Annotated in this window: 21 protein-coding genes, 1 other RNA gene and 1 pseudogene; 15 read left to right on the top strand and 8 right to left on the bottom strand. The window is 74.8% G+C overall.

What is annotated here, in order from left to right; all coding sequences use genetic code 11:
- Positions 1–257: hypothetical protein (locus tag ACFZAU_RS24670; protein ID WP_500553963.1), on the top strand; the 257-nt coding region annotated here is incomplete at its 5' end.
- Between the two features lie 468 nt (positions 258–725).
- Here the strand turns inward: ACFZAU_RS24670 and yaaA are convergent.
- Complete coding sequence (gene yaaA / locus ACFZAU_RS24665; protein WP_500553962.1) at positions 726–1,508, bottom strand: peroxide stress protein YaaA; 783 nt, start codon at positions 1,506–1,508, stop codon at positions 726–728.
- A 65-nt stretch (positions 1,509–1,573) separates the two neighbouring features.
- On the opposite strand from yaaA, the gene ACFZAU_RS24660 reads away from it, so the two are divergent.
- From ACFZAU_RS24660 to rnpB, 3 genes are all read left to right on the top strand, one after another.
- The gene (locus ACFZAU_RS24660; RefSeq protein ID WP_500553961.1) at positions 1,574–3,019 is read left to right on the top strand and encodes an RNB domain-containing ribonuclease; all 1,446 of its coding nucleotides are present in this window, start codon (positions 1,574–1,576) and stop codon (positions 3,017–3,019) included.
- Positions 3,020–3,121: 102 nt separating this feature from the next.
- A complete protein-coding gene (locus ACFZAU_RS24655) occupies positions 3,122–3,691 on the top strand; it encodes a Uma2 family endonuclease (RefSeq protein WP_500553968.1) in 570 nt (189 codons plus the stop codon).
- Between the two features lie 34 nt (positions 3,692–3,725).
- Positions 3,726–4,126, top strand: an RNA gene (gene rnpB / locus ACFZAU_RS24650) — RNase P RNA component class A.
- A 2-nt stretch (positions 4,127–4,128) separates the two neighbouring features.
- On the opposite strand, the gene ACFZAU_RS24645 is transcribed toward rnpB, so the two are convergent.
- Positions 4,129–5,739, bottom strand: a complete 1,611-nt coding sequence (locus tag ACFZAU_RS24645; protein WP_500553969.1) for a hypothetical protein — start codon at positions 5,737–5,739, stop codon at positions 4,129–4,131.
- Between the two features lie 23 nt (positions 5,740–5,762).
- A pseudogene (locus ACFZAU_RS24640) lies at positions 5,763–5,990 on the bottom strand (helix-turn-helix domain-containing protein); the annotation flags it as partial.
- 113 nt (positions 5,991–6,103) lie between these two features.
- On the opposite strand from ACFZAU_RS24640, the gene ACFZAU_RS24635 reads away from it, so the two are divergent.
- The 5 genes from ACFZAU_RS24635 to ACFZAU_RS24615 all read left to right on the top strand — a co-directional run bounded on the left by ACFZAU_RS24635 (position 6,104) and on the right by ACFZAU_RS24615 (position 12,486).
- Positions 6,104–7,933: an Hsp70 family protein gene (locus ACFZAU_RS24635; RefSeq protein WP_500553960.1), complete on the top strand. Its 1,830-nt coding sequence runs from the start codon at positions 6,104–6,106 to the stop codon at positions 7,931–7,933.
- Between the two features lie 12 nt (positions 7,934–7,945).
- Positions 7,946–9,163 carry a hypothetical protein gene (locus tag ACFZAU_RS24630; RefSeq protein WP_500553959.1) on the top strand — a complete coding sequence of 406 codons (1,218 nt, stop codon included), beginning with the start codon at positions 7,946–7,948 and terminating at the stop codon, positions 9,161–9,163.
- Between the two features lie 6 nt (positions 9,164–9,169).
- On the top strand, positions 9,170–10,432 hold the full coding sequence (locus ACFZAU_RS24625; protein WP_500553958.1) for a hypothetical protein: 1,263 nt from the start codon (positions 9,170–9,172) through the stop codon (positions 10,430–10,432).
- Positions 10,425–11,654, top strand: a complete 1,230-nt coding sequence (locus ACFZAU_RS24620) for a patatin-like phospholipase family protein (RefSeq protein ID WP_500553957.1) — start codon at positions 10,425–10,427, stop codon at positions 11,652–11,654. Before ACFZAU_RS24625 ends, ACFZAU_RS24620 begins: the two co-directional genes overlap by 8 nt.
- Positions 11,655–11,904: 250 nt before the next feature.
- The gene (locus tag ACFZAU_RS24615) at positions 11,905–12,486 is read left to right on the top strand and encodes a hypothetical protein (RefSeq protein WP_500553956.1); all 582 of its coding nucleotides are present in this window, start codon (positions 11,905–11,907) and stop codon (positions 12,484–12,486) included.
- A 1-nt stretch (position 12,487) separates the two neighbouring features.
- On the opposite strand, the gene ACFZAU_RS24610 is transcribed toward ACFZAU_RS24615, so the two are convergent.
- The 4 genes from ACFZAU_RS24610 to ACFZAU_RS24595 all read right to left on the bottom strand — a co-directional run bounded on the left by ACFZAU_RS24610 (position 12,488) and on the right by ACFZAU_RS24595 (position 17,485).
- Positions 12,488–13,750 carry an acyltransferase family protein gene (locus tag ACFZAU_RS24610; protein ID WP_500553955.1) on the bottom strand — a complete coding sequence of 421 codons (1,263 nt, stop codon included), beginning with the start codon at positions 13,748–13,750 and terminating at the stop codon, positions 12,488–12,490.
- A 29-nt stretch (positions 13,751–13,779) separates the two neighbouring features.
- Positions 13,780–15,897 carry a bifunctional polysaccharide deacetylase/glycosyltransferase family 2 protein gene (locus ACFZAU_RS24605; protein WP_500553954.1) on the bottom strand — a complete coding sequence of 706 codons (2,118 nt, stop codon included), beginning with the start codon at positions 15,895–15,897 and terminating at the stop codon, positions 13,780–13,782.
- Entirely contained in the window at positions 15,894–16,538 is a 645-nt protein-coding gene (locus tag ACFZAU_RS24600; protein ID WP_500553953.1) for a hypothetical protein, read from the bottom strand. The genes ACFZAU_RS24605 and ACFZAU_RS24600 overlap by 4 nt, the downstream gene beginning before the upstream one ends.
- A gap of 170 nt (positions 16,539–16,708) precedes the next feature.
- Positions 16,709–17,485, bottom strand: a complete 777-nt coding sequence (locus tag ACFZAU_RS24595) for an SDR family oxidoreductase (RefSeq protein ID WP_500553952.1) — start codon at positions 17,483–17,485, stop codon at positions 16,709–16,711.
- A gap of 34 nt (positions 17,486–17,519) precedes the next feature.
- Here ACFZAU_RS24595 and ACFZAU_RS24590 point away from each other — a divergent pair, with 34 nt between their 5' ends.
- Positions 17,520–17,834, top strand: coding sequence for a 4a-hydroxytetrahydrobiopterin dehydratase (locus ACFZAU_RS24590; protein ID WP_499598417.1), 315 nt, complete (start codon positions 17,520–17,522; stop codon positions 17,832–17,834).
- Between the two features lie 1,120 nt (positions 17,835–18,954).
- A complete protein-coding gene (locus ACFZAU_RS24585) occupies positions 18,955–20,601 on the top strand; it encodes an alkaline phosphatase D family protein (protein WP_500553951.1) in 1,647 nt (548 codons plus the stop codon).
- A gap of 5 nt (positions 20,602–20,606) precedes the next feature.
- Here the strand turns inward: ACFZAU_RS24585 and ACFZAU_RS24580 are convergent, their stop codons facing one another.
- The gene (locus ACFZAU_RS24580) at positions 20,607–21,617 is read right to left on the bottom strand and encodes a Gfo/Idh/MocA family protein (RefSeq protein WP_500553950.1); all 1,011 of its coding nucleotides are present in this window, start codon (positions 21,615–21,617) and stop codon (positions 20,607–20,609) included.
- 183 nt (positions 21,618–21,800) lie between these two features.
- Between ACFZAU_RS24580 and ACFZAU_RS24575 the strand changes: the two genes are divergently transcribed.
- The 4 genes from ACFZAU_RS24575 (at position 21,801) to ACFZAU_RS24560 (ending at position 26,675) form a co-directional block, all read left to right on the top strand.
- The gene (locus tag ACFZAU_RS24575) at positions 21,801–22,991 is read left to right on the top strand and encodes a multidrug effflux MFS transporter (RefSeq protein ID WP_500553949.1); all 1,191 of its coding nucleotides are present in this window, start codon (positions 21,801–21,803) and stop codon (positions 22,989–22,991) included.
- 38 nt (positions 22,992–23,029) lie between these two features.
- Positions 23,030–23,227 carry a hypothetical protein gene (locus ACFZAU_RS24570; protein WP_499598406.1) on the top strand — a complete coding sequence of 66 codons (198 nt, stop codon included), beginning with the start codon at positions 23,030–23,032 and terminating at the stop codon, positions 23,225–23,227.
- A complete protein-coding gene (locus ACFZAU_RS24565) occupies positions 23,193–24,281 on the top strand; it encodes a serine hydrolase domain-containing protein (RefSeq protein WP_500553948.1) in 1,089 nt (362 codons plus the stop codon). The genes ACFZAU_RS24570 and ACFZAU_RS24565 overlap by 35 nt, the downstream gene beginning before the upstream one ends.
- A gap of 246 nt (positions 24,282–24,527) precedes the next feature.
- Positions 24,528–26,675, top strand: coding sequence for a SpoIIE family protein phosphatase (locus tag ACFZAU_RS24560; RefSeq protein ID WP_500553947.1), 2,148 nt, complete (start codon positions 24,528–24,530; stop codon positions 26,673–26,675).
- The last annotated feature ends 8 nt before the right edge of the window (positions 26,676–26,683 follow it).

Genomic DNA, 26,683 nt, shown 5'->3' with positions numbered 1-26,683 from the left:
CCTGCGACGGCGACGCACACTGGACCGTCGAGTCCGTCCGGGAGTGGTGGCGCGAGCGCGGCCGGATCACCTCATACCTGTCGGCTGGGGAACGCTGCTGGGAAGAGGCGGACTGGGCCGGACAGGGCCTTGCCGCCGCCGTCGTCGACTACGCGGCGTACATCGAGGACGGGCTCGCGGCGGACCTGCGGGCCCTCCTCCACTGGCTGGAGGAGGGGATCTCGCCCACTCTCGGTGACCGGCTGCCGCGGCTCTAGGCGGCCGCGCAGCCGGCGAGCGGAGCAACGTGGGGCAGCGGTGCGAGCTGGGGCAACCCCCGTAAGGCACCCGCCATGTCTCCTCCGGCAGTCGAGGCGCACGACAGTCGGACGCGGTGCGAAGGCGGTCCGGGGTTGCCGCGCGTGCCTATCTGACCCCCCACCGGCCGTTGTGCGCCCATACAACGGGAGGGGGTGTGTCGGGGTGCGCCCGGAAACGACGAGCGGCGGACGCGGTGCCGAATGATGTGGACGCAAACCGCGAGCGTTCTGGGGGTCCCCCCGGCCGAAGGTTGGGGGAGTGCGCCGGCGCGGCGCCGACCCCCGACGAACTTGCGCAGGCCCGCACCAATCGCGCCGGGCAATCGGGCGGGAGGGCGGGTGGACGCCCGCCGCAGGCGCAAACAGCCCGCACCCGACAACCGAGCCGCACCCGACAACCCGGGCACACAACCCCGGGCACACAACTCAGTGGACGTCGGTGACCAGTACGTCGAGCCGCCCCGGCGCAGCCACCTCCACCGTGAAGCCCAGGTCCCGCAGCGCCACGACCAGCGCGCCCGGGTCCTTGGGGCGGGCCCCGGACTCGAGCAGGGCCCGCACGATCCGCCCCTTCGTCGCCTTGTTGAAGTGGCTGACGACCTTCCGCGTCTCCGCCTGCACCACCCGCACCGTCGCCGTCCGCCCCGCCAGCGCACTGCGCGGCGCCGGCTTCCACGCCGCCCCGTACGCCGACGACCGCAGGTCGAGCAGCAGGCCGCCGCCGGCGGCGTCCGCGGCGTCCGGGAGGGCCTCGGCGAGGTGCGTGCGCCAGTACGTCGCGAGGGCCCCGAGCGCCGGCAGTCGCACGCCCATCGAGCAGCGGTACGCCGGGATCGCGTCCCGGATGCCGACCGCGCCCCACAGCCCGGAGAAGACCAGCAGGGACCGGGCGGCGCGGCGCCGGGCGGCGGCGCCCAGGGTGTCCAGGCCGAGCGCGTCGTAGAGCACGCCGGTGTAGATCTCGCCGGCCGGCCGGGTCCGTGCGTCGCGCAGCCCCGCGTTGCGGGCGATCTCGCCGCGCAGCCCGGGGCTGAGCCCGAGGACTTCCGCGGCCTTGTCCTCGTCGCCGCCCGCGCAGAGGCCGACCAGTTCGTCCAGCACCGTCGCGCGGGCCGTGGTGAGCCCGGGCAGGGAGAGGGAGCCCAGGTCGACGGCGGGGCCGGTGCCGTCGGTGGCCTTGCCCTCGGACGGCGGTAGCAGGACGAGCACAGTTGTTCTCCTTCACGTTTCCCCGGTGCAGTGCAGCCTACGACCGTGCGACTTAGGCTCGCCCCATGCCTCGTCGTCCCCTGCGCGTCACCACCGCCGACGGAGTCCAGCTGCGGTCCGCGCTGGACGCGCTCCGCGCCGACCTGCACGTGCGGCGGGACTTCCCGGCGGCGGTGCTCTCGGAGGCCGCGGAGGCCGCGCGCGATCCGCGGCTGCCCGCGTACGACGCCACCGATGTGCCGTTCTTCACCGTCGACCCGCCCGGGTCGCTCGACCTGGACCAGGCGATGCACATCGCCGCCCGGGAGGGCGGTCGCGGCTACCGGGTGTCGTACGCGATCGCTGACGCCGCCGCCTTCGTCGCGCCCGGCGGGGCGCTGGACGCCGAGGCGCACCGGCGGGTGCAGACCCTCTACTACCCCGACGTCCGGGTGCCGCTGCACCCGCCCGTGCTCGGTGAGGGGGCGGCCAGTCTGCTGGCCGGGCAGGACCGGCCCGCCGTGCTGTGGCGGATCGACCTCGACGCCGACGGCACGGTGACCGACGTCGACGTGCGCCGCGCGCTCGTCCGCAGCCGCGCCCGGCTCGACTACGCGGGCGTGCAGCACGCGATCGACGCCGGCACCGCGGAGGAGCCCGTGGCGCTGCTGCGCACCGTGGGACGGCTGCGCGAGGAGCAGGAGCGGGCCCGCGGCGGCATCTCCCTCAACGTGCCCGAGCAGGAGGTCGTGGAGCTCGACGGGGGTTATGCGCTGCGGTACCGGGCGCCGCTGCCCGTCGACGCCTGGAACGCCCAGATCTCGCTGCTGACGGGCATGGTCGCGGCCGGCGTGATGCTGCGCTCCGGCACGGGCATCCTCCGTACGCTCCCGGTCGCTCCGCAGGGGGAGGTGGCGCGGCTGCGCAGGGTCGCGGCGGCGCTGCGCATCGACTGGCCGCACATGACCTCGTACGCGGAGCTCGTCCGCACCCTGGACCCGGAGCGCACCACCCATGCGGCCTTCCTGCACGAGGCCACCAGCCTGTTCCGCGGCGCCGACTACACGCCCTTCTGGCCCGGCCACCCCGCCGAGCCGGCCGTGCACGCCGCCGTGGCGGACGCGTACACGCACTGCACCGCGCCCCTGCGGCGGCTCGTCGACCGCTACGCCGCCGAGTTCTGCCTCGCCGCGGTGGCCGGCCAGGAGCCGCCGGAGTGGGTCGAGGCGGCCTTCCGCGACCTGCCCCGCGACATGCGCGGCGGTTCGCACCTCGCGGGCACCCTCGAGAGCGCCTCCGTAGACCTGGTCGAGGCCGCCCTGCTCAAGGACCGGGTCGGCGAGGTCTTCGAGGCCTACGTCATCGACGTCAAGGATGCCGACCCGACCGCCGGCACCGTGCACCTGCGCGACCCGGCCGTCGTCGGCCGCGTCCGCGGCGGCACCGCTCCCCTCCCGCTCGGCGAACCGCTCCCCGTCCGCCTCACCCAGGCCGACCCGGGCCGCCACACGGTGCTCTTCACCCCGGCGTAGCTCCGTGTGCCACGATCGGGTGAGAAGCCTCCGTACGGATCTGCGACCACCCCCCGGATCCCTACGCTCGCTGCCGGACCAGGAAGGGGCGCGATGACCGCCATGCCGCACGAGCCGCTGTCACAGGAGGAACTTCTCCTGGAGGGCTTCCTGGCGCTGGAGACCCCGGAGGGTTTCCGGGCCGAGCTGATCGAGGGGGAAATCGTCGTGAGTCCGCCGCCGTCCCCGCGGCACGAGAGGAACATCAGCCGGTTCGTCCGGCAGGTGATGCACAAGTCGGCGACCGAGATGGACTTCGCCGGCAATTGCGGCCTGGAGGTCCCACGGGGTGGCCTGTGCCCGCGCAACCACCTCATTCCGGACGTGACGTTCGCGCCGCTGGACCTCGACCTCTTCGACGACGACAGCACGTGGATGCCTTGCGAAGGCGTGGCCATGGTCGTGGAGGTCACCTCGGGCAGGCCCGAGCGGGACCGGGGGACCAAGCGCCACTGCTACGCCAAGGGGGCCATTCCGCTCTACCTGCTGATCGACCGTGAGAACGGCGCCGTGACGCTGTTCGCCGAGCCGGTGGACGACGACTACCTGCAGCACTGCCGGGTGCCCGTGGGCAAGTCGATCGCGCTCCCCGCGCCGTTCTCCTTCGAGCTCGACACCTCGGAGTTCGGCTGACCTTCCCGTCGACTACGATGGTCGGCACGGCAGACGAGCCGAGCGGGCGGCCGCGTCAGGACCCTGGTCCTGCCGAGGAACGTCCGGGCTCCACAGGGCAGGGTGGTGGGTAACGCCCACCCGGGGTGACCCGCGGGACAGTGCCACAGAAAACAGACCGCCGGGGCCGCGAGGCTCCCGGTAAGGGTGAAACGGTGGTGTAAGAGACCACCAGTGCCCAGGGTGACCTGGGCAGCTAGGTAAACCCCACCCGGAGCAAGGTCAAGAGGGGCCGTCGCGAGACGGTCCTGCGCGGACGTTCGAGGGCTGCCCGCCCGAGTCCGCGGGTAGACCGCACGAGGCCGGCGGCAACGCCGGCCCTAGATGGATGGCCGTCGCCCGGCCGGCCGCGAGGCCGACCGGGGACAGAACCCGGCGTACAGCTCGACTCGTCTGCCTCACCCCACCGCGCCGGCCTCCGCCAGGAGGGCCGCGCACTCCCCGGCCAGCCGGGCCATCCCGTACTCCTCCGCGACCGCGCGGGCCGGGCGCAGCATGCGCCGGGCCTCGGCGGCGGCCTCCGGGCGGCCGGAGGCGCGCAGGGCGCGGGCCTGCCAGAGGCGGAGGCGGGCGAGCTGCGGGGCGGAGGTACGGGCCGGGGTGGCCGCCAGGCGGAAGTGCGCGAGGGCGGCGTCCGGTTCCCCGGCGGCCAGGGCGAGCACACCGCAGGCCTGGGCCGTGGGCGTCACCAGCACCGTGGGCCAGCCGGCGAGGGCGATGCCGGTGCCGTTGTGCGGGGCCAGCCGTTCGCGCAGCCGGGTCACCAGGGGCCGCAGTCCGGCGTGGTCGCCGATCGCGGCGCAGGCCTCGGCGAGCAGGGCGAGCGTGGGCACCGCCCAGCCGTGCGGTGGCAGGGCGCGGAAGCCGTCGGTGTCGTCGGCGAAGGCCTGCAGCTGGTCGGCGGCCTGGTCCAGGGCGCCGGTCTCGCACAGCGCGAGGACGAGCCCGGCCCGCCAGACCGGGAAGTAGCCGTGCTCCTGGACGTCGTCGGCGAGGCCGCCCGCGAACAGCTCGTGCATCCGGCCCTGCTCGCGCAGCAGCCAGTACGCCTGTCCCATCCGGGTCTGCCGGAAGTTGCCGGCCGGTACGTCGAGGTCGGCGGCGAGCCGGTCGGCGTACTCGGCGGACTCCCGCAGGATCCAGTCGGCCGCGGCCGCGAACCGGCCGCGCCACAGGTCGAGCGTGGTGTCGAGGGTGCGCTGCTGCCAGCGGGCCAGTTCGCTGCGGCTCGCGGCGGCGTGCCGGCGCTGCTCCTGGGCCGTGGACAGCGCCGGGTAGACCCGGCCCATGCGCAGCTGGTCGACGGCCAGCGCCATCAGCGCCTCGCCCCGGAAGTGCGCGGAGCCCTGGCGCACGGCGGCGTCGCGCAGCCGCTCCGACAGCGTGAGGGAGGCGGCGGCGGGCGCGAAGTCGTACAGGCCCCAGCGGCACTCGGTCAGCACCTCGCAGCGCACCTCCTCACTGACACCGCCGGTGCCCGCGGAGTCCGCCCGGTCCAGGCCGTGCAGGGTGTGCCGGGCCAGGGCCGCGCCGCTGTCCGGGCCCGCCCGGGCCACCGCGGTGTCGGCGCTGACCGCCATCGAGAGCTTCTTCGCCCGGTGGGCGTTGAGCTGCAGGCGCAGTGCCCCGGCCTCGAGAGCGGGGTCGTCGCGCAGGGCGGCCAGGCTGTCGCCGATCAGGTGCAGCAGCTCCCGGTCGACCTGGCCCGGGTCGGACCAGCGGCGGCAGATCCGCACCACGGCCAGGGCCTGGGCGCGCGGCTGCCCGTCGGCCAGCCGGTGCGCCTCCCGGTAGCAGCGGTCCGCCTCGCGCATCCGGCCCGCGGCGTGCCGCAGGTCTCCGCGCCGGACCAGCCGGTCGAACTCCTCGCCGTACCCGGAGGCCGGGGCGGGGGCGTCGGGTGGCGCGGCGGCGGTGCGGTCGACCAGCTTGGACGCCGTACGGGCCGGGCCGCGGACTCCGTCGCGCTCCTTGCTGCCGCCCCGGGGCCCGCGGGCCGGCCGCGGCACGGGGCGAGGCTGAGGAGTTCACCCCCGGCCTGGAGGAAGTCGTCGCACCTCTCGGCCAGTTCGTACGTCGGGCGGCGCTGGCCGTTCTCGACCCGGCTCAGGAAGCTGCGGCTGCACGGTACGCGTTCCGCCAGCTCGCCCAGCGACCTCCCGGCCGCCTGGCGCCTGCGGCGCAACTCCTGCCCGAAGCCGTTCTGTTGCGCCTGCAAGGGCCGCCTCCGTCGTCCGTCGCCCGGTGCCTGCCCGGCCACTGTTGCCAAATATGCCCTGGCAACACCCGGGCCCTCCGGATAACTACGGAATTGGGGGAGCCTGTCAGGTGCGGGGCGGGTACGGACGGCCCTCGACCGGGGGGAGTTGACCGATGAGCGGTTTCGGGACGCCAGGGGCGGCGGCCAGGCCGAAGGTGGTGGCGGCCGTCGACTTCGGCACGCACGGCACCGGCTTCGCCTGGTCGGTGGTGACCCCGCTGAACGACGATCCGCAGTCCCGGCGGATCACCTTCTACAGCCGGTTCCCCGAGCACCGTGTGGACTACCCGAAGAACCTGACCGCGCTGCTGGTCGACGCGGAGGGCACCACGGTGGCCTGGGGCCACAAGGCCCGCAAGCAGTGGTCGGAGGCCTCCGACGCGGGCCGCACGGACGGCCTGGGTTACGCCTACGCGTTCAAGATGGCGCTCAAGGACGACGGCGGCCCGGTGGACATGCCGACCACCGGCGGCATCGTCGACCTCGGCGACCGCGGCCGGGTGCGCGAGCTGATCACGGCCTACCTGCGGGAGATCAGGGAACTGGCCGTCGCCCAGGTCAAGGACGCGGGTTACGCCGAGCGGGAGATCCGCTGGTGCATCACCGTCCCGGCGATCTGGGACGACGAGGACCGGGCCGCGATGCGGCGCGCCGCGGTGGAGGCAGGCTTCCCCGACGACCCTGAGCGGCTGCTGCCGTCCATCGAGCCGGAGGCCGCGGCGCTCTACTGCTACCTGCGGATGGCCGACCTGACCGACGGCACGGGCCTGCGCGACCGGCTGCAGCTGAACGTGGACGGCTTCCGCTTCATGGTCGTCGACTGCGGCGGCGGCACCGTGGACATCACGGCGTACGAGACCTCCAGCGACGCCGCGGAGCTCATCGCGCTCCGCGAGATCGGCGTGGCCACCGGCGGCCGGCTGGGCTCGGAGTACGTCAACCAGGCCTTCCGCGAGCAGGCCCTCGGCAAGCGGCTGGGTCCCGAGCTGCTCAAGCGGCTGGAGCGGGAGCACTCGGGGGACCTGCTGGAGCTGTCCGAGCAGTGGGAGCGGGCCCAGACCACCGCGGAGGTGGAGTGGGACGAGGACGGCACCCCGCACATCATGGACACCGTCCGGATCGACCTGCCCGTCACCGTGTGGCAGCTGCTGGAAGAGGGGACCAGGGCCCGGCTGACGGAGGAGGCGGGCGGCCGTCCGCAGCGGCTGGTGCTGGCGCCGGAGGAGGTGGAGGTCCTCCTGGACAGCGTGGTCGAGGGCATCCTCGACAAGGTCGAGGAGCAGCTCGCCGCCATCCGCCGCACCAGCGGGGAGGCCGCGGGCGCGGGCGCCACGGGGTCGGAGACGCTGGTCCTGGTCGGCGGGTTCGCCAAGTCCCAGTGGCTGCGGGAGCGCATGCACCGGCACTTCGGGTCCCGGCACCGCATCCTGGTGCCGCCGGACCCGGCGCTGGCGGTGCTGGAGGGCGCCACGCACTTCGCCTACAACCCGCGGGTGTTCCTGTCGCGGCAGGCCAAGTACACCTACGGCTTCGAGACCTCGAAACTGTTCGAGGAGAGCGTCGACTCCCCGATGCGGATGTTCCGCGACGACGACGGCGACATCCTCTGCGTGGGCCGCTTCGCGGTGGCCGTGCGGCGGCTGGACAGCGTGCGGGTGAAGGACGCGTTCCCGTTCACCATCCTCCCCACCCGGGAGGACCAGACCCAGATCGAGCTGCGGATCCACCGCACCGTCAAGGCCGAGCCCCGTTACGTGGACGAGGACGGCTGCGAGGAGATCGGCCGGCTCACCGTCGACATCGGGGAGACCGTGGGGCGGCCGCTGCGGGAGCGGCCGATCCGGCTGCTGTTCTACTTCGGCCGCTCCGAGATCGAGGTGGAGGCCTTCGACCCGGCGACCGGCGGCAGCCACAAGGTCCGTGTCGACTTCGACCGCATGTAGGGACGACGGCAGATGAGCGGTGCGGACGACAGCGAGGAACGCGCCGAGGAGGAGGGGGACAGCATGCGCGGTTGGTTCCGGAAGCCGGAGCCGGCGACACCCGCCGGCGACCGTGGGGACGGCGAGGACGCCGGCGCCGGGCACGGCGGTGGTGGCCGTGACAGCGGTGCCGGTACGGCGGAGCGGCGGACCCTGCCGAGGACGCCACCACGGCAGGACCAGGGGCCGGACCACGAACAGGACCGGAGGCAGGGGCAGGGGCAGGGGCAGGGACAAGGACAAGGACAGGGGCAGCGGCAGCCGCTGCCGCAGCGGCAGGTGGCGGGCTCCGGGACGGCACCCGCCAGGACCCCCGCGACGGTGGCGGTGCCGCGCGCCGACTGGGAGCGGCTGTCCGCACTGCTGGACCGGATCGCCGAACTCGACAAGCTGGAGGTCCGGCTGACCGCGCTGGAGCAGGACACCACCCGCCGCGAGGCCCGCCTCGGGGCCCGGATCGGCGCCCTGACGGGGCTCCCCGCCCGCGCCGAGGCCGCCGAGGCCGCACTGGAGGAGCTGGCCGGGCGCGTGGAGTCGGCGCTCAGCCGGATCGACGGGCTGTCGCGCCTGCACGACTCCCTCTCCGCACGCATCGGGGCCGGCGAGGCGGCGGCCGAGGCAGCGGCGCGCAGGCTCGCCGAGCACGACGAGGTGCTGGACCTCATGCGGGCCGGCCAGGTCAGCGAGCGCACCGACCTGACCGACGAACGGGCCCTGAGCCACTACGCGTTCGCCGACCGGCTCAAGGCGCTGTTCACCCAGCGCCTCCCCGAGGTGATCGGCCCGCGCACCGCCGCCGACGGCGGCGACGACGTGGTGCTGCGGGAGGCCGAACTGGTACGGCAGATGTGCGGCGCGCTCTTCGGCACCGGCGAGCCGGACCTGGCGGAGCTGAACCGGATCGTCACCGACGGCGGCCGGATCGAGCCGGACCGGCGCGGCCGCAGGCTGCTGGACCGGGTCGGGCAGGAGGCGGGCGACCTGCTGCGGGCCATGGCCGCCACCGGCCACCCCGTCGAGTTCGTCTTCGACCTGCCCGCCGGCACCACGGCCGACCCCGACCACCACATCCTGTGGCCCACCTGCGAACCGGGGCGGCCCGTGGCGTTCGTGGTGTGCCCCGCGTACCGGGCGGCCGGACTGCGCGTCCTGGAACCCACGGTGTTCGCCCTGCGCGGCGGAAAGGGCTGATCCGCCGTGCGCGACGTCGACCTGCGGGAACTGCGCAGGCGCATCCCGATCGCGGGCAACCGGGCACTGGCCGAGATCGTCGACGGCCTGGAGACGGCCGAGAACCTGACCGCGGCCCGGGTCGAGCACGGCTTCTTCAGCCGGGTCATCCTGGGCTGGAACCGCAAGGACCGGCAGCGCGCCCTGGAGTCGCAGGCCGCGCTCGCCCTCACCCAGCGCCGGATGGTGGCCTGGGCCCAGGAGACCGCCCGGCACCTCGCGTTCACCGACCTCACGGTGGGCCTGCTCGCCATGGAGGTAGAGCAGTTGCAGGACAGCGTGCTGGAACTGCGCGAGGCCAACCGCCAGGCGTTCCGGGAGATCCGCGAACTGGCCGCCGTGCTGGCCGAGTTCATCGACGCCGTGGACCGCAGGTTCGCCGAGATCGACGAACGCCTCGACGGCCACGAGCGGATCCTGGACACCCACGCCCGCGCCCTGCTGGAGCTGGACCGGCGGGTGCTCGCCACCGAACTGTGGCAGTCCGCCTGGGCCGACGGCGACACGGCGGTACGGCGCTGGCGCCACCAGGGCGCCTACGCCGGGCTGCCGTGGCCGTGCCAGGTGCTGCTGCTGGCCCGGGAGTGCGCGACCGGGCGGCAGGGGCTGCACGAGTTCGTCACGGGCGACGAGGGCTGGCGCGAGCGCCTGGCCGACGACATCCTCGCCGACCCCCGCGCGGCGGCGGGGGCGGAGGCGTACTGGCCGGCCAGGCCCGTGGCGGATCCCGGGCCGCCCACGCCCCCGGCGCCGGCCTACCGGGTGGCGGAGGAGACCGCACGCGGCGCCCGGGGCCCACGGCCGGCCCCCGGCGGCCGCACCCCGGCCGCCGATCCGCTCCCCGTGCCGCACCGCAGGCCGGTGCGGTCCCTGCTGGAGCGGATCATCGCCGACATGCCGGACCCCGACGAGCGGCGGATGGTCGCCGAGGTCGCCGGCATCGGCCTGTCCGCCCGGCTCCGGCCGCCGCACCGGCCGATCGGCTACGCCGTCGCCCGCGCGCTGGACCTGTCCACCCGGCCGCCCGCGCGCCGTCCGGACGACCCGGCCCGGGCGGCCGTCGAGGACGCCCGGCGCGACTGCGGCCACGTACCGGCGGTGACCCACGAGGAGTTCGTCCGCGGCGTCGTCCACGAACAGGCCGACGCCGCCCGCCAGGCGCGCGCCGCGCTGCGCACCGAGACCGAGAAGCGACGGGGGACGGGGGAAGGGGGAGGGCCCGATGCCTGAGCACCAGGGGGAGGTCCGGGGGGTGGGGGGCACCGGGCCCGCCGGACCCGGTCCGGGCATCGGGCCCCACGACGGGGGCGGTCCGCGGCCGGACCGCTTCGGGGACCTGCGGCGCCGTGCCGCGGGCATCGGGTCCGCGCCGCTGCCGGAGTACGGCACGGCGGCGGGCCCGGGCACGGGGGTGGTACCGGCGCCGGACCGGTGGGAGACCGCACAGGGGACGGCCTCGCACCGGTTCGGGCTGGTACTGGCGGGCGGCGCCGCCAAGGGCGCCTACCAGGTGGGCGCGGTCGAGTGCCTGGCCCACCACGGCGCGCGGATCACCGCCATCGCCGGGACCAGCATCGGCGCGCTCAACGGGGTCGCGCTGGCCGGCGCGCCGTCCCTGCGGGAGGGGGCGGCGCGGCTGGCGGCACTCTGGCGGGACTTCACCTCCCGCATGGGCGACGCCCCGTTCGGCTCCGCCGCCGGCCCGGACGGGCCCGTCCCCGAGTCGCTGCTGCAGAGGTTCGGCAACCTCGCGCCCCGGGTGGCGCGCCTCCTCGGCGCCCACGGCGACCTGGAACGGCTCGCCGACGACGCCATCGACGCGGCCGCGCTGCGGCACCCCGCGGCCGTCACGATGCGGGTCGCGGCGTACCCCGTCCTGGCCCCGCACCCGCTGCCGCACCTGCGGGCCGGCCAGATGGCCGCCGAGTGGCTGGCCGGCCTCCTCGGCAGCCGTTCGCGCATCCTGCACCTCAACGGCCTGGAGCACGCGGAGATCAAGGAGGCCGTGCTGGGCAGCGCCGCGCTGCCGTTCCTGTTCGCGCCGCGCCAGGTCGCGGGGGAGTACTACCGCGACGGCATGCTCGGCCGGGACAACACGCCGATCCGGGCGCTGGCCGACCTCGACCGCTGCGACATCGTCATCGTCGTGCAGCTCGCCCCGGGCGAGACGGTCCGGCAGATCGAGCACCCCGGGCTGACCCTGTTGCGCGTCCGCCCGTCCCGCCCGCTCACCCCGGAGGGGGCCCTGGGCACCCCCAGCGGGCTGCTGGACTTCTCACCCGCGACCTTCGAACGGCTGCGGGCCCGCGGCTACGAGGACACCGAACGCCTCCTCGCCAGGACCGCCGGCCTGCTCGGCGCGGCCCACGAGGTGCGCGCGGCCGAGGAGTTCATGGTGGACGCCGTCCAGCGCGTCATCGACAAGGGCCGCCGGCTGCGCGGCGGCCGGTGAGGCGCGGGGTCACGGGAGGCCCTGCCGCAGGCGCCGCGGTGGGTGCCCGGAAGCCGGGGGCAAGCGGTCACCGGGCGGTGGACGCCGTCGGCGACGTGCGCAGGCCGGTCCGGGCGCCGGGGCCGGGGCGGGCGCCGTTCGCCGCCGATCCGGCGCCGGACGCGCGAGAACACTGCCGGGAACGGGCAATGCCCGCGCCCCGCCGGTCTGCCAGCCTCGTCGTGCAGTGGTCCCGGGGAGAGGAGCCCACATGGCGGGCGGCGGTGACGGCGGCGGGTTCTTCCTGCTGGTGTGGGGGCTCGGAGCGAGCGGCCTCGGCTGGATCGTCGCGACCGACTTCCGGGGTGCGGCGCGTCGCTTCCACGCGATGTCCGCACGCTCCTTGCCGTTCGGCGGGAGCCGGCCGCCGGCCGTGGGGGTCGGGTTCCTCCGACTCGTCGCCGGGGTGTTCGCCCTCGCCGGGCCGGTGGCCCTGGTGTCCGGCCTGCTCATGTTCGTACGGGACCCGGCGGCGCCGGAGCCGATGCCCCGGCCGCCCCTCCCCGTGGCCTTGTTCGGCGTCCTCGCCGGCGGGTTGGCGCTGTGGACGTTCTGGCGGCGGTCGGGCCTGCTCCGCGTCGAGTGGGCGCGGGGCGGCGGCGTCCGGCGGACGGCGGTGGTCGTGCTCATGGGAGCGCTCGTCGCCTTCGCGGCCCTCTTCGCGTTCGGCCGGACGACGCCGATGCTCCTCGTCTGGCTGCTCGGGGGCCTGGCGGGCGGGGTCCTGCTGTTCGGCGGGAGGGACCGGACGCCGCCCGGTCCCGGTGCGGACGACGTCCGGGCGCCGGGGTGACTCAGCGGGCCCCGGCGGCGCGGCCGCGGGCGCGCCGGCCGCGCCTGCCACCACGCTTTCCGCCGCGCTTCCCGGCGCCCGCCGGCCACAGGCGCGCGCGGCGCCGGGAGGCGAGGTCCTCGGTCCAGCCGACCAGGACGACGGCCGCGCCGATGAGCGGCCAGACGACGAGGAACTGGAACCAGGTCGCGTCCAGCGGGAGATGGGCCTCGAAGAAGGGCACGTCCCACATCAGGTCGATCAATGGGACGCTGGCGAACAGCGCGACCTCGTGCCACAGGTAGACGGTGACGGCGCGGGCGTTGAGCAGTCCGACCGCCCCGTCGGCGCCGGGCACCCGGCTCATCCGGCGCGGCCGGAAGCGCAGCAGCAGGAGGACGAAACCGGCCGACCACAGTGCCTGGGCCAGCGGGATCTCACCGAGGTCGATGCCCTCGTCGGTGGGGTGGGCGTACGCGAACCAGCCGCCCGCGAGGAGGCAGAGCGCGGCCGCGGCGACCACCGTGCGGGCCCGCAGGGCGTCCAGCAGGCCGTCCCGGTGCGCGAAGCCCAGCAGCCAGCAGGCGGCGAAGGTGACGAGGTCGACCACCGGGGTGAGGGCCGGTTCGGCGATCGGCAGCCGGTCGTACTGGGCGAGGACGACCAGTGCGCCGCACGCCGCGAGGCAGGAGCGCGGCGCCGCGCGGAAGGCCTTGAGCAGCCACGGGGACAGCAGCACGAGCCACAGGTAGGTGCGGATGTACCAGAGCGGCGCGATGATCTGCTCGGCCCAGGCGGTGCCGGGCGGGTCCGCCAGCGGCAGGATCCACAGCAGCATCCGGTGCCAGGAGTGCGGCCGCCAGCCGTGCAGCAGCATCAGGGCGGTCACGGCCGCGGCGAACAGCCAGAACGGCACCAGCAGCCGCCGCAGCCGGCCGCGCACCACGGACAGCGCGGGCCGCTGCAGCGAGTGCGCCGCCAGGGACCCGGCCAGGGCGAACATGATGCCGATGGAGGGGAAGAGCAGGGTCAGCCAGGCCCAGCCGAAGGTGTGGTAGACGACCACCCGCACCAGGGCGAGGGCGCGGAGCAGGTCGAGGTAGCGGTCCCGGCCCCCGCCGCCGCCCCCTGTGGGGGCGGCGGCGGGAGCGGCGGAGGCGGAGCCGCGCGGACCCGGTACGTGCGTCCCGGTGCCGGTGCCGGTGCCGGTGCCGTTGCCGGCATCGGCACCGGCCGCCGGCCGCGGCGGGGCCGCGGGGGCTCCCGCCTCGCGTGCGTCGGCCATGGGGCAACTCCTCCGGGGGATACGGGTGTTCAGGCGCGGCCGGCGGTGCCGCTGCCGACGGTGGGCGCGCCGACCTCGCCGGTACGGCGCAGCTTGTGCCAGCCCAGCCGGCCGCCGTTGACGGCCGTCACGCAGGACTGCAGCAGCACCAGGTACATCAACTGCCGGTACAGCACCTGCTGGAGCGGCAGCGGCCACAGGTCCCGCAGCGGCTCGCCGTCCAGCCGGAAGGCGTACGCCGCGCACGCGGCCTGCACAGCGAGCACGCCCGCCCACGCGAGCGCGGTGCGAAACGGGTCCATGAACACCAGCCCGTAGATCGCGAACACGTCGATGAGCGGCGCCAGCAGCGGCGCGAGCACCTGGAAGAGGACGACCAGCGGCAGCCCGACCCGGCCGAAGCGCCCGGAGTGCCCGCGGTCCAGGACGGCACCCCGGTGCTTCCACATCGCCTGCATGGTGCCGTAGCTCCAGCGGTACCGCTGCTTCCACAACTGCCGCACCGAGGACGGCGCCTCGGTCCAGGCGCGGGCCCGCTCCGCGTACACCACGTGCCAGCCGGCCCGGTGCATCGCCATCGTGACGTCGGTGTCCTCGGCGAGGGTCTCGTCGCTCATGCCGCCGACGTCGCGCAGCGCGTCCCGCCGGAAGGCGCCGCACGCGCCGGGGATGGTGGGCATGCAGCGCAGCAGGTCGTACATGCGGCGGTCGAGGTTGAAGCCCATCACGTACTCGATGTGCTGCCAACGGCCGATCATCCGGGTGCGGTTGCCGACCTTGGCGTTGCCGGCGACCGCGCCGACCCGCGGGTCGCCGAAGGGCTGCACCAGTTCGCGGACGGTGGCGGGCTCGAAGACGGTGTCGCCGTCCATCATCACGATCAGGTCGTTCCGGGCGTGCGCCACACCGTTGTTGAGGGCCGCGGGCTTGCCGCTGTTGGGCTGCCGAACGACGGTGACGCCCGGCAGGTCCAGGGCCTCCACGATGTCGGCGGTGCCGTCGGTCGAGCCGTCGTCGACGACCACGATCTCCACCGGGTGGTCGCTCGCGGCGAGGGACTGCACGGTGTGGGTGATGCACTCCTTCTCGTTGTACGCGGGCACGATGACGCTCACCGGCTCGGTGACCTGCGGTCCCCAGGTGAAGCCCGGTGCCCGGCGCTGCCGGGAGTGCCGGCGGGCCAGCACCAGCATGGCGGCGAACCGGGCCAGCACCAGCAGGCCCACCGCGGCGAGCAGGACGGCGAGCGCCGGGACCGCGGCCTCGGAGAGCTCCACCGCGGCGACGAAGATCCGCCCCTTCCACAGCTCCGAGCCGCCGACCCTGTTGTTGGTGGACGTGGCGCCGACCGCCCCGCCCACCGTGTCGAAGCGGTAGCCGCGCTCCTTGAGCTGCGGGATCAGCCGGTCCAGCGCGGCCACGGTCTGCGAACGGTCGCCGCCGGCGTCGTGCAGGAGCACGATCGCGCCCCGGCCCGGCTCGTCCGGCACGGAGGCGTCCACGATGGCCTGCACGCCGGGCCGCCGCCAGTCCTCGGCGTCGCGGTCGATGAAGGCGGTCACGTAGCCCTGCCTGCCGACCCGCTGGACGACGGGCCAGGACAGGTCGTCCAGCGCGTCGGCGGTGGAGGAGTAGGGCGGCCGGAACAGGGAGGTGTGGATGCCGGCGGCCCCCGCGAGCGCCAGCTGGGTCTGCGACAGCTCCCGGTCGATCCGCCCCGGGGACTGGTAGACCAGGTCGGGGTGGGAGAAGGTGTGCACGCCGATCTCGTGGCCCTCGGCGACCATCCGCCGGATCAGCCCGGGGTGCCGGGCGGCCATGCCGCCGGTCACGAAGAAGGTGGCCCGTACGTGCTGCCGCGCGAGCACGTCGAGCACCTTCGGCGTCCAGACCGGGTCGGGTCCGTCGTCGAAGGTGAGGGCGACGGTGCGGTCCGGGGTGCGGTACGAGCGGGGCCTGTCACCGGTGGCGTCCACCACCGGCCCGCCCTCCAGCACCGCCTCCGGCACCTTGTCCGTCGCGACCGGCGGGTGGACCCGGTGGTCGGCCTCGAAGTCGCCGCGCACGTAGCCGCCGAGCAGCAGGACGCAGACGAGCACCACGAGGGCGAGCAGGGGTATGACGAGGCGGGGGCGCAGGGCGATCACTGACCGGCCTGCGGCTGCTCGACGGGGGCGTCGGAGGCACCCGGCGCGGGGGACGCGGAACCGCTGGGCAGGCCCGAGGGCGAGCCGGACGGCGCGGGTTCCGACGGGGTCGTGCCGACGGACGGGGACGTGGCGGCCGGGCTGCCCGCGGTCGCCCGCGGGGTACCGGGGGCGCCGCCGCCCTTGGCCGGGCGCTTGGTCGGGGAGGCGCTGGGGGTGGGGGAGGACGCGGGGCGGGCCGTACCGGACGGGGACGGCGCGGCGGCCGCCCCCGCCCGGATGAAGCCCGCCGTCGCCGGGGGTGCGGCCTGGTCGGCCGGTTCGTCGACTTCCCCCGTCCCCGAGGAGCCCGCGTCGTCCGGCGCTGTGCTCGGCACCCCCGGCAGCGGCAGCAGCGTCTTCGGCGCGATCGGCGTCGCGCCGGAGAGGCTGAGTGCCAGCGCCGCCGTGTAGACGGAGCATGCCGCGCCGATGGCCCAGCCGGCCCTGCGTACCGCGCGGGCCCGTCTCCCGCTGGAATCGACGAACACGGGGCCGGGCAGCGCTATCAGCTCGGTCTCCGGCTCGGGGGTCCCGGCCTCGGACCCGGCTTCTTCTGCGGGCGGTTCTGACCATACGTCGCGGTGGTGCTTGGAGAGCATGCCGCAACGTAACGCGACGCAAGCGGTCCTATGGGACGTATTTCGGACTTGACCATTTCCGGGGGTTAAGTGGTCGAATCCGGCCGCGGGTGGCTGTGGCCCGGACCGCGGGCCCGAGGGATCCGCGGCGGTGCTCCCGGCGGCGTCCCGGCGTGTCCTCGGCCGCGTCCTCAGCCGCGGCCGATGTACGGCATCGTCGTCGCCATCACCGTCGCGAACTGCACGTTCGCCTCCAGCGGCAGCGAGGCCATGTGCGCGACGGTACGGGCCACGTGGGTGACGTCCATCAGCGGCTCGGTCGTCAGCCGCCCGTCCGCCTGCAGCGTCCCGGCGGCCATCCGCTCCGTCATCTCCGTGGCCGCGTTGCCGATGTCGATCTGGCCGCAGGCGATCCGGTACGGACGGCCGTCCAGCGACAGGGACTTCGTCAGCCCGGTGACGGCGTGCTTGGTCGCCGTGTACGGCACGCTCAGCGGCCGCGGCGTGTGCGCGGAGATCGACCCGTTGTTGATGATCCGCCCGCCCTGCGGCCGCTGCGCGCGCATCGAGCGGAAGGCGGCCTGCGCGCACAGGAACGCCCCGGTGAGGTTGACGTCGACGACGGCACGCCACTGCTCGTACGTCACCTCGTCCAGGGACACGGCGGGCGCGCCCGTCCCCGCGTTGTTGAACAGCAGGTCGACGCGGCCGAAGCGGGCGCCGACGGCGGCGAACAGCGCGTCCACCGCGTCCGGGCGGGTGACGTCCGTCGGGATGACCGCCACCGTCGCCTCGGGCAGCCCGCCGGCGGTGGCGCGCAGCGCCTCCTCCCGCCGACCGGCCAGCGCCACGGCCCATCCCGAGGCCACCAGTTCGCGCGCGACCGCCCGGCCGATGCCGGACCCGGCCCCGGTCACCACCGCGACCCGGAGCGCCGCACCCGTCCCATTTCCCGCGATCTCAGTCATGGCTCCGCAGGGTATGCGGTGCCACGATGAAACCATGTCACCCTACGCCGAGCCCCTGTCGCACAAGGAGATCGAGGACCGCCTCGCCGAGCTGCCCGGCTGGTCCCTCTCGGAGGACGGCGCGAGCCTGCAGCGCACGTACCGGCTGCCGCACATCCCCGCGGCGGTCCTCGTGATGCACATCGCGCAGATCCAGGACGAGCTGAACCACCACAGCGATCTGACGCTGGGTTACCAGACGGTCGCCGTCACCATCACCACGCACGCGGCGGGCGGCCGGCTCACGGAACGGGACTTCGGCCTGGCCCGCCGCATCGAGGACATCGCCCCGGCCCACGGGGCCGCGTAGCCCCGCGGCCGACGTGGTGTGCGCCGGCCGGCGGTTGGTGTGCGGCCGACGCCGGTGATGTGGGGGTGCCCGTGCTTGGGGCCCGCCGGGGTGGCTCCGCCCGTCCCTCACGAATGCGGTGGGGGTGCGGGCGGGTCTGCGTCGCCGGCCGGCAGGCGGTGTGCGGCTGACGCCGGTGGGGCGAGGACCCGTGGTGTCGCGGGGTCCGTTGTGGATGATTCCGCTCGCCCTCACGGGTGTGGTGAGTCTTGTCGGTGTGGGGTCGCGGGCCGCTGAGGGTCCGCCGTGCGGTCCGCCGCAGCAGGCTTCGCCCGGTTGTCCGGGCCCGCCCCGTCGAGGGCGTCGCCCCGGCCCACGGGGCCGCGTAGCCTCGCGGCCGACGTGGTGGGTGTCCGCCGGCCGGCGGTTGGTGTGCGGCTGACGCCGGTGATGTGGGGGTGCCGTTCGGGCGGCTCCGCCCGCCTTCCGCAGGTGCGGTGAGGGTGCCGGTGGGGTCGCGGGCCGCTGAGTCGCCCGCCGTCCGGCCCGTCCCGTCGAGCCCGCCGACGCCGGTGTGGCGGGGGCGGTAGGCGTGCGTACGCGGGTCGCGGGGTGCCTCGCCGGTACGAGGGCAAGACGTTCGTCTCTCCCGTTAGCCGCCCCCGGCCCGTGGGCTCGTTCGGAGCAGCCGCCCCGATGTCCCGCACCGTCCAGAAGTCGTGACGCATCGTCACCCCTCGCCACCAGCGCCGCACCGACGTGCATCCGGACTCCCCGCACCCGTACGGGCCCACGTACTCACTCATATGACGTGCCGTCATGTCAGTCCCCCTGACGCGTGACCGGCGGAGTCCGGTGTCGCCGGTCAGGGTGATCTTGGCGGCGGGCGCCCCGGCCGGTGCGGTGCGCGGGGGCTCCCCGGACGGGGGGCTTCGCGTCGCGGGGGTGCGCAGGCGCGGTTAGGGTGGCCGTTCCGGGTCGCGGAAGTGACGCGGCGTCAACAGCGAGGCGGCGGCGCCGTGGGCCGAACGGGGGGTTCCGGGAACCGGTGCGCGCGTCGACGTAATGGCGTGTACGCGTCAACGTAGGCTCCCCCTGGCCACGCGACCGGGGCCACGAACCCACCGCCGGGGAGGGACACGTGACGCACCCGCAGGCCCACGGCCGCCACGACCGCACGCTGCGCGCCGCCGCCGCCCTCTTCGACCGCCGCCGCTTCCTGACCGTCACGGGGGCCGCCGCGGCTCTCGCGTTCAGCACGAACCTGCCCGTCGCCGGTGCCGCGCAGGCGGCCGAGGCGGTGCCCGGGGCGATCACCGAGGACCCGTTCACCCTGGGCGTCGCCTCGGGGGACCCCACGCCAACGGGGGTCGTGCTGTGGACCCGGCTCGCGCCGCGCCCGTACGAGCCGGCGCCGGCCAACGGGATGCCCGACGCGCGGGTGCCCGTCCAGTGGGAGATCGCCCGGGACGAGAGGTTCGCCGGTGTCGTCAGCCGCGGCACCGCCACGGCGCACCCGGAGTTCAACCACACCGTGCACGTCGACGTCCGGGGCCTCGCGCCGGACCGGGTGTACTACTACCGCTTCCGCACCGGTTCCTGGACCAGCCCCCCGGGCCGGACCCGCACCGCCCCCGCGCCGGGCTCGCTCCCGTACGAGATGCGGCTGGCCGCGGTGAGCTGCCAGGCCTACCACGACGGCTACTTCACCGCGTTCCGCCACCTCGCGGACGAGGACGTCGACGCCGTCTTCCACCTCGGCGACTACCTCTACGAGTACGCCGTCGGCGCCACCGGCGGCGCCCGCGCCTACACCGACCGGACCCTGCCGCCCTGGTTCGCCAAGGAGACGGTCACGCTGGAGGACTACCGCCTGCGGTACGCCCTCTACAAGTCCGACCCCGACCTCCAGGCCGCGCACGCCGCCTTCCCCTGGTTCGTCACCTGGGACGACCACGAGACCGAGAACAACTACGCGGGCGGCTCCGACGAGAACGGCGGCCCGGGCGAGGAGTTCCTGGTCCGCCGCGCCGCCGCCTACCGCGCCTACTGGGAGAACCAGCCGCTGCGCCTCCCGCAGCTCCCGCAGGGCCCGGACATGACGCTCTACCGGCGCTTCCACTACGGACGGCTCGCGCAGTTCGACATCCTCGACACCCGCCAGTACCGCAGCGACCAGGCGCACCGGGGCCGCTGGCACCTCCCCGGGCCCGAGTCGCAGGACCCGGCGCGCACCATCATGGGGGCGAGCCAGGAGCGCTGGCTGCTGGACGGCTTCCGCGGCTCGCACGCCACCTGGAACGTGGTCCCGCAGCAGGTCGTGCTGTCCCGCCGGAAGAGCACCACCGCGGTCGCCTCGCCGCTCAGCATGGACACCTGGGACGGCTACCCGGCCTGCCGGGACCGGGTGCTGACCGGGGCGGCGGCCGCGGGCGTGGAGAACCTGCTGGTGCTCACCGGGGACGTGCACGTCCACTTCGCGATGGACATCAAGGCGGACTGGGACGACCCCACCTCGCGCACGATCGGCACGGAGCTGGTCACCAGCTCGATCAGCAGCGGCCGCGACGGCTCCCCGCGCCCGTCCAACTGGTCGGAGCTCATGACCGCCAACCCGCACCTGCGGTTCTACGACGGCCGCCGGGGCTACCTGACCGTCCGGCTGGACGCCGAGGAGGCGCGGGCCGACTTCAAGACGGTCGACTCCGTGACCACCCCGGGCGCCGGCCTGACCACCGCCGCGTCCTTCGTGACCGAGGCCGGCGACCCCGGTCTGCGGGAGACCTGAGGCGCTCAGTCCTCGCCGGGGTAGCGGACGCCGATGCGGTCCCGGACCGTGTCGAGCGTGCGCATGACGGCGAGGCTGCCCTCCAGCGGCACCAGCGGGGACTCGCGCTCGCCCGCGCGCAGGCACCGCATGACCTCGGCCGCCTCGTGCTGCAGCCCGCGCAGTCCGTCGTCCGGGGCGCCGAACTCCTCCGGCTCGCGGCCCTCGCGGTGCAGCACGAAGCGGTCCGGGTGGAAGAAGCTCGCCGGGACCTCGATCCGCCCCTTGGAGCCGGTGACCACCGCGGTCTGGGCGGTGTCCGCGGTGAGGGAGCAGCTGAGCACCGCCATGGCGCCGCTGTCGTAGCCGAGCAGCATGCCGGTGTTGTCGTCCACGCCCTGCTCGGTGAGGTGGGCCCAGGCCTGGACCTCGTCGGGCTCGCCGAGCAGCAGGTGGGCGAAGGAGACCGGGTAGACGCCCAGGTCCAGCAGGGCGCCGCCGCCGAGCGCCGGGTCGAGCAGCCGGTGGCCGGGCTCGAAGGGGCCACCGAGCCCGAAGTCCGCGTGCACGCTGCGGACCTCGCCTACCGCCCCGTCCGCGACCAGTTCGGTCAGCCGCCGCACCACGGGGTTGCAGTAGGTCCACATCGCCTCCATCAGGAAGCGTCCGTGGGCCCGGGCGAGGTCGGCCAGCTCGCGTGCCTCGACCGCGTTGACGGTGAAGGGCTTCTCGCAGAGCACCGACCGTCCGGCCCGCAGGCACAGTCCGGCCGCGACGCGGTGCGCCGAGTGCGGGGTGGCGACGTACACCACGTCCACGCCGTCGTCGTCGGCGAGTTCGGTCCAGCTGCCGTACGCGCGCGGGATGCCGAAGCGGTCCGCGAACGCGCGCGCGGATTCGATCCGGCGCGAGCCGACCGCCACGATCTCGGCGTCGTCCTTGAGTTCGCGCAGGTCCTCCGCGAAGGACGCGGCGATGCCGCCGGTGGCGAGGATGCCCCAGCGCACTTTCCTACCGGAACCGACCGATTCCGTCATGAATCTGCCCCCACCTGGCCTCGACCACCTCGTGATTGCTGAGAGCATAGAGAACGATTCACACACCACGGAGAGAGACCCATGCCGGAAGCCGGCGCGACCCCGCCCGACCAGATATCCACACCGGGGCCGTCAACCCCGGTACGACGCGCCGGAGAGATCCCAGGAGCCGCCACCAGCCTGATGGTGACGTTCCTCCTCGGCGCACTCAGCGCGCTCCCCGCGCTCTCCATGGACATGTACCTGCCGGCCCTGCCGCAGGTCACCGAGGATCTGCGCAGCCCCGCCGTCACGGTGCAGCTCACGCTCACCGCGTGCCTGCTCGGACTCGCCCTCGGCCAGCTGATCGTCGGCCCCATGAGCGACCGCTGGGGCCGCCGCCGCCCGCTGCTCGCGGGGATGGTGCTCTACGTCCTGGCCACCGCCGTCTGCGCCTTCGCCTCCACCACGGAACTGCTGATCGGCTTCCGGCTGCTGCAGGGCCTCAGCGGCGCGGCCGGCATCGTGATCGCCCGCGCGATCGTCCGCGACCTCTACGACGGCGTCGCGATGGCCCGCTTCTTCTCCACCCTGATGCTGATCTCCGGGGTCGCGCCGATCGTCGCGCCGCTCATCGGCGGTCAGGTGCTGCGGATCACGGACTGGCGCGGGGTCTTCGTCGTGCTGACCGTGGTGGGGGTGCTCCTCACCCTCGTGGTGTGGCGCTGCCTGCCCGAGACGCTGAGCCCCGCCGACCGGCACGGCGGCGGGCTGGGCTCCACGATGCGGGCGATGCGCGGGCTGCTCGTGGACCGCGCCTTCACCGGCTACATGCTCACCGGCGGCTTCACCTTCGCCGCGCTGTTCGCCTACGTCTCGGCGTCCTCCTTCGTCGTCCAGGAGATCTACGGCGCCTCGCCGCAGACCTACAGCCTGCTGTTCGGCCTCAACTCGGTGGGCCTGGTGGCGCTCGGGCAGGTCAACGGGAAGCTCCTGGTCGGGCGGGTCAGCATGGACCGGGTGACGGGGATCGGGCTCGCGGTGATCACCGTGGCCGCGGCCGTGCTGCTGGCGCTGACCGCGGGGTGGTTCGGTCCTGTGGGGCTGCTGCCGGTCGCCGCGGGGCTCTTCGTGCTGATGGCGGCGATGAGCCTGGTGCTGCCGAACACCAACGCCCTCGCGCTGATGCGCACCCGGCACGCCGCCGGTTCCGCCTCCGCGCTGCTGGGCACGACCTCCTTCCTGGTGGGCGCCGTCGCCTCGCCGCTCGTCGGGATCGCGGGCGAGCACACGGCGGTCCCGATGGCCGTGGTGCAGCTGGGCAGCGCCCTGGCGGCCTGGGTCTGCTTCGCCGGGCTGTGCCGACCGTGGCGGCGTACTGTGGATGCACGGTGAGCCGTGCCGTCATTGCCGCGCCGAGTCAGGAGGCAGCGATGTCCGAGCCGATCGACGAGAGCAGGTGGGCCTGGAAGACTGCGGACAGTTGTCTGCACACCGGGTCCGAACACATGATCGATCCGGAGGACCTGGTCATGGCCTCCGGCCGCGAGCCGACGCCGGCCCTCCTGGAGAAGGCCCGCAAGTTGCTGGAGGAGCATGGCCCCGCAGCTGTCGAGAGGTACCTCCCGTGAGGCGGAGCTGCGCGGCGACGAGCTGAGCCGGCTCGTCACTGAGATCACCCCGTATCTGGAGCCCGTGCCCCCCTCCGCCCACCCCTGGTGCGCGGGGGCCGTGGTGCTCGCGGGCCGCGGCAAGACGGTCGCCCTCCACGAGGCCGTGGGATGGGCGGAGCGGTACGCCGCCTACGACGAGGACGCCGACCGCGGCGTGGAACTGCCCCGCGAGCAGTGGGTGCCGATGCGGCCGGACACCGTCTTCGACCTGGCCTCGCTGACCAAGCTGTGCACGGCCGTCGTCGCGGCGGGCCGGCTGGAACTCGGCCGGGAGGTCGCGGCCTACGTGCCGGAGTTCGCCGCGGCGGGCAAGCAGCGCATCACCGTCCGGCAGCTGCTCGACCACACCTCGGGGCTCCGTCCCGAGCTCCCCTTCCACGACCACGCCGACGCCGAGGCGCGGGCCCGGCTCCTCTGGGAGGAGGCCCCGGTCGCGGCGCCGGGCACCGAGCGGATCTACTCCGACCTCAACCTGATCGCGCTCCAGCACGTCCTGGAGCGGACCACCGGGGAGGCCCTCGACGCCCTCGTGCGGGAGGACGTCACCGACCCGTTCGGGATGTACGACACCCGCTACAACCCGCCCGCCTCCTGGCTGCCGCGGATCGCCGCCACCGAGGACCAGCGCAGGCCCTGGGCCCGGCTCGACCGCGGCCCGCTCCGCGGGACCGTCCACGACGAGAACGCCCACGTCATGGGCGGGGTCGCCGGTCACGCGGGCCTGTTCTCCACCGCCTGGGACCTCGCCCTGTTCTGCCGCGCGCTGCTGGACCGCGGCGGCCCCTACCCCGGTTTCGAGGTGGACCGGCCCTGGTTCATGGGCGCCCTCGCCGGGCGCGGCGCGGCCGGTCACACCGGGTTCACCGGCACCAGCCTGGTGATCGACCCCGAAACCGACGGCTTCCTGGTGCTGCTCGCCAACTCCGTGCACCCCTGCCGTACGTGGCGCGACGGGAGCGCGCCCCGGGCGGCGGCGGGCACCCGGTTCGCGAGGGCACTCGGCGTGGTGTGAGCCCCTCGGTACGCGCCGGGCGGGCGGGGCCGGGCCTCCGGGCGGCGGCAGGACGGCGGGGGGCGTGCCCGAAAGGTGCCCCATGCGGTTCATCGGGTAGTTTGGCAGCTGACGTGGGGTGGGGATCCGCCCGGCAGCCGCGTCGGCCCGCGGCGGCCCCCACGGCTGGAACGGAGGCGCAGCAGGCGATGGTCCCCGAGGTCAGGACGCCACCGGGCCCGGCATCCGCCGGGGGGCGGTGAGGGCATGCCGCCGGAGCTCGCCGGTCTCGTCGCCGCGGACCCCGGTCCGGCGCTGCTGGACTCCCCGCTGAGCCAGGTGGTGCGCGACACGGGCGCCTCCATGGGCCTGGTCTACCTGATGACCCCCGAGCGCGACCTGCTGCGGCTGACCGTGGTCGTCGGCGTCTCCCGCAAGATCGACACCATCTGGGGGAAGGTCGTGCCCAGCGCCTCCAGCCCGGTCGCCGACGCGGTCCGCGAACGGCGCATGGTGCTGCTCGGCGGCCACGAGGACACCGCCCGGTCCTACCCGAGGCTCGCCCTCGTCCTGCCGTACGACTTCCCGCTCGCCGCGGCCCCGATCACCAGCGGCCCCACCGTCTGGGGCGCGCTGTGCCTGGTGTGGCCGGGCGGCCACCCGGGGCGGATCACCCGGCGCGCCCGCGAGGCGTACCGCGGGGCCTGCGACCGCATGGGGCGGCTGCTGCGCAGGGCGGCCGAGGACGGCAGGCCGGTGCTGCCTCCCGGCGAGCCGCGGGTGCTGCCCGCGCTCCGCACCCGCAGCCACGGCCCGGACGAGGCGATCGCCGCGGCCGACCTCGTCGAACGGCTCCCGGAGGGCGCCTTCGCGCTGGACCTGGAGGGCCGGATCACCTTCGTCACCCAGACCGCCGCCGCCCTGCTCGGCGCGGAGGTGTCCGACCTCCTGGGCACCGAACCCTGGGAGTTGCTGCCCTGGCTGGACGACCCGGTCTTCGAGGACCGCTTCCGCGGCGCGATGATCAGCCGCCGGTCCGGCACGGCCACCGCGCTGCGCCCACCCGACCGGTGGCTCACCTTCGGGCTCTACCCGGACGGCACCGGCGTGAGCGTCCGTGTCACCCCCGCCCCGACGCCCGAGGCCGCCGAGACCCCCGCGGCGCAGCTTCCCGAGGGCCCCACGCCGGACCGGGCCATCGCCCTCTACCACCTGCTGCACATGGCCGCCACGCTCACCGAGGCCGTCGGCGCGCAGGACGTCATCGACCTCGTCGTCGAGCAGATGCTGTCGGTCTTCGGCGTGCAGGCCGTGGCGCTGCTGACCGCCGAGGAGGGACGCATGCGCGTCATCGGGCACCGCGGCTACCACGAGGACTTCATGGAGTCCGTCGACGCCCTGCCGATGGACGCCGACAACCCGGGCGTGCGCATCCTCAAGACCGGCGTCCCGAGCTTCTTCGCCAACGTCGACGAGCTGCTGCGGATCTACCCGAGCATGGTCGTCCGGGACCGCAAGGCCGCCTGGGCGTTCCTGCCCCTGATCACCTCGGGCCGGCCGGTCGGCTCCATGGCCCTCGCCTACGACCGGCCGCACCGCTTCTCCTCGGGCGAGCGCAGCGTCCTCATCTCGATCGCCGGCCTGGTCGCGCAGGCGCTGGACCGGGCGCGACTGTACGACGTCGAGCACAGCCTCGCCATCAGCCTGCAGGCGCGGCTGCTGCCCCGGGCGCTGCCGGAGGTCCCCGGCCTGGAGGTGGCCGCCCGCTACATGCCGGCCACCCGCGGCATCGACATCGGCGGCGACTTCTACGACGTGATCCGGCTCGACACGACCACCTGCGGCGTGGCGATCGGCGACGTCCAGGGCCACAACGTGAACGCCGCGGCGCTCATGGGGGAGGTCCGCACCGCCGTCCGCGCCACCGCGGGCGCCTCCCCGAGCGAGGTGCTGACCCGTTCCAACCGGCTGCTCGTCGACCTCGACCCCGGCCTGCTCGCCAGCTGCCTGTACGCCCAGCTCGACCTGGAACGGCACACCGCCTGCATCGCGACCGCCGGCCACCCGCCGCCGGTCCTGCGGCACCCGGACGGCACCACCGAGGTGCTTCCGCTGCCGCCCGGCCCGCTGCTGGGCGTCGACCCCGACGCGCGCTACCCGACGACGGAGATCGCGCTGCCACCCGGCGCGGTGCTCGCGCTGTACACCGACGGCCTGGTGGAGACCCCGGGCGTCGACATCGACGTCTCCGCCGCCGACCTCGCCGCACAGCTCGCCCGGGCCGGACCGGACGCCTCGATGGACGCGCTGGCCGACAGCCTCCTCGGGCACGCCCAGCGGTCCGGCCCGCGCAACGACGACATCGCCCTGTTGCTCACCCATGTGACGGGACGGCCCGCCCGGCCCCCGGAGTGACGCCTTTC

The sequence above is a fragment of the Streptomyces sp. NPDC008238 genome (assembly GCF_042956445.1).
Lineage (GTDB): Bacteria > Actinomycetota > Actinomycetes > Streptomycetales > Streptomycetaceae > Actinacidiphila.
This window is presented reverse-complemented; position numbering and strand designations above follow the sequence as displayed.

Bases quoted from the DNA above. Each gene is read 5' to 3' on its own strand.
- ACFZAU_RS24635 (WP_500553960.1), top strand. From the start codon at position 6,104: ATGAGCGGTTTCGGGACGCCAGGGGCGGCGGCCAGGCCGAAGGTGGTG.
- ACFZAU_RS24655 (WP_500553968.1), top strand. From the start codon at position 3,122: ATGCCGCACGAGCCGCTGTCACAGGAGGAACTTCTCCTGGAGGGCTTC.
- ACFZAU_RS24620 (WP_500553957.1), top strand. From the start codon at position 10,425: ATGCCTGAGCACCAGGGGGAGGTCCGGGGGGTGGGGGGCACCGGGCCC.
- ACFZAU_RS24610 (WP_500553955.1), bottom strand. From the start codon at position 13,750: ATGGCCGACGCACGCGAGGCGGGAGCCCCCGCGGCCCCGCCGCGGCCG.
- ACFZAU_RS24570 (WP_499598406.1), top strand. From the start codon at position 23,030: ATGTCCGAGCCGATCGACGAGAGCAGGTGGGCCTGGAAGACTGCGGAC.
- ACFZAU_RS24595 (WP_500553952.1), bottom strand. From the start codon at position 17,485: ATGACTGAGATCGCGGGAAATGGGACGGGTGCGGCGCTCCGGGTCGCG.
- ACFZAU_RS24615 (WP_500553956.1), top strand. From the start codon at position 11,905: ATGGCGGGCGGCGGTGACGGCGGCGGGTTCTTCCTGCTGGTGTGGGGG.
- ACFZAU_RS24560 (WP_500553947.1), top strand. From the start codon at position 24,528: ATGCCGCCGGAGCTCGCCGGTCTCGTCGCCGCGGACCCCGGTCCGGCG.
- ACFZAU_RS24600 (WP_500553953.1), bottom strand. From the start codon at position 16,538: ATGCTCTCCAAGCACCACCGCGACGTATGGTCAGAACCGCCCGCAGAA.
- ACFZAU_RS24590 (WP_499598417.1), top strand. From the start codon at position 17,520: ATGTCACCCTACGCCGAGCCCCTGTCGCACAAGGAGATCGAGGACCGC.
- ACFZAU_RS24660 (WP_500553961.1), top strand. From the start codon at position 1,574: ATGCCTCGTCGTCCCCTGCGCGTCACCACCGCCGACGGAGTCCAGCTG.
- ACFZAU_RS24575 (WP_500553949.1), top strand. From the start codon at position 21,801: ATGGTGACGTTCCTCCTCGGCGCACTCAGCGCGCTCCCCGCGCTCTCC.
- ACFZAU_RS24580 (WP_500553950.1), bottom strand. From the start codon at position 21,617: ATGACGGAATCGGTCGGTTCCGGTAGGAAAGTGCGCTGGGGCATCCTC.
- ACFZAU_RS24630 (WP_500553959.1), top strand. From the start codon at position 7,946: ATGAGCGGTGCGGACGACAGCGAGGAACGCGCCGAGGAGGAGGGGGAC.
- ACFZAU_RS24565 (WP_500553948.1), top strand. From the start codon at position 23,193: ATGGCCCCGCAGCTGTCGAGAGGTACCTCCCGTGAGGCGGAGCTGCGC.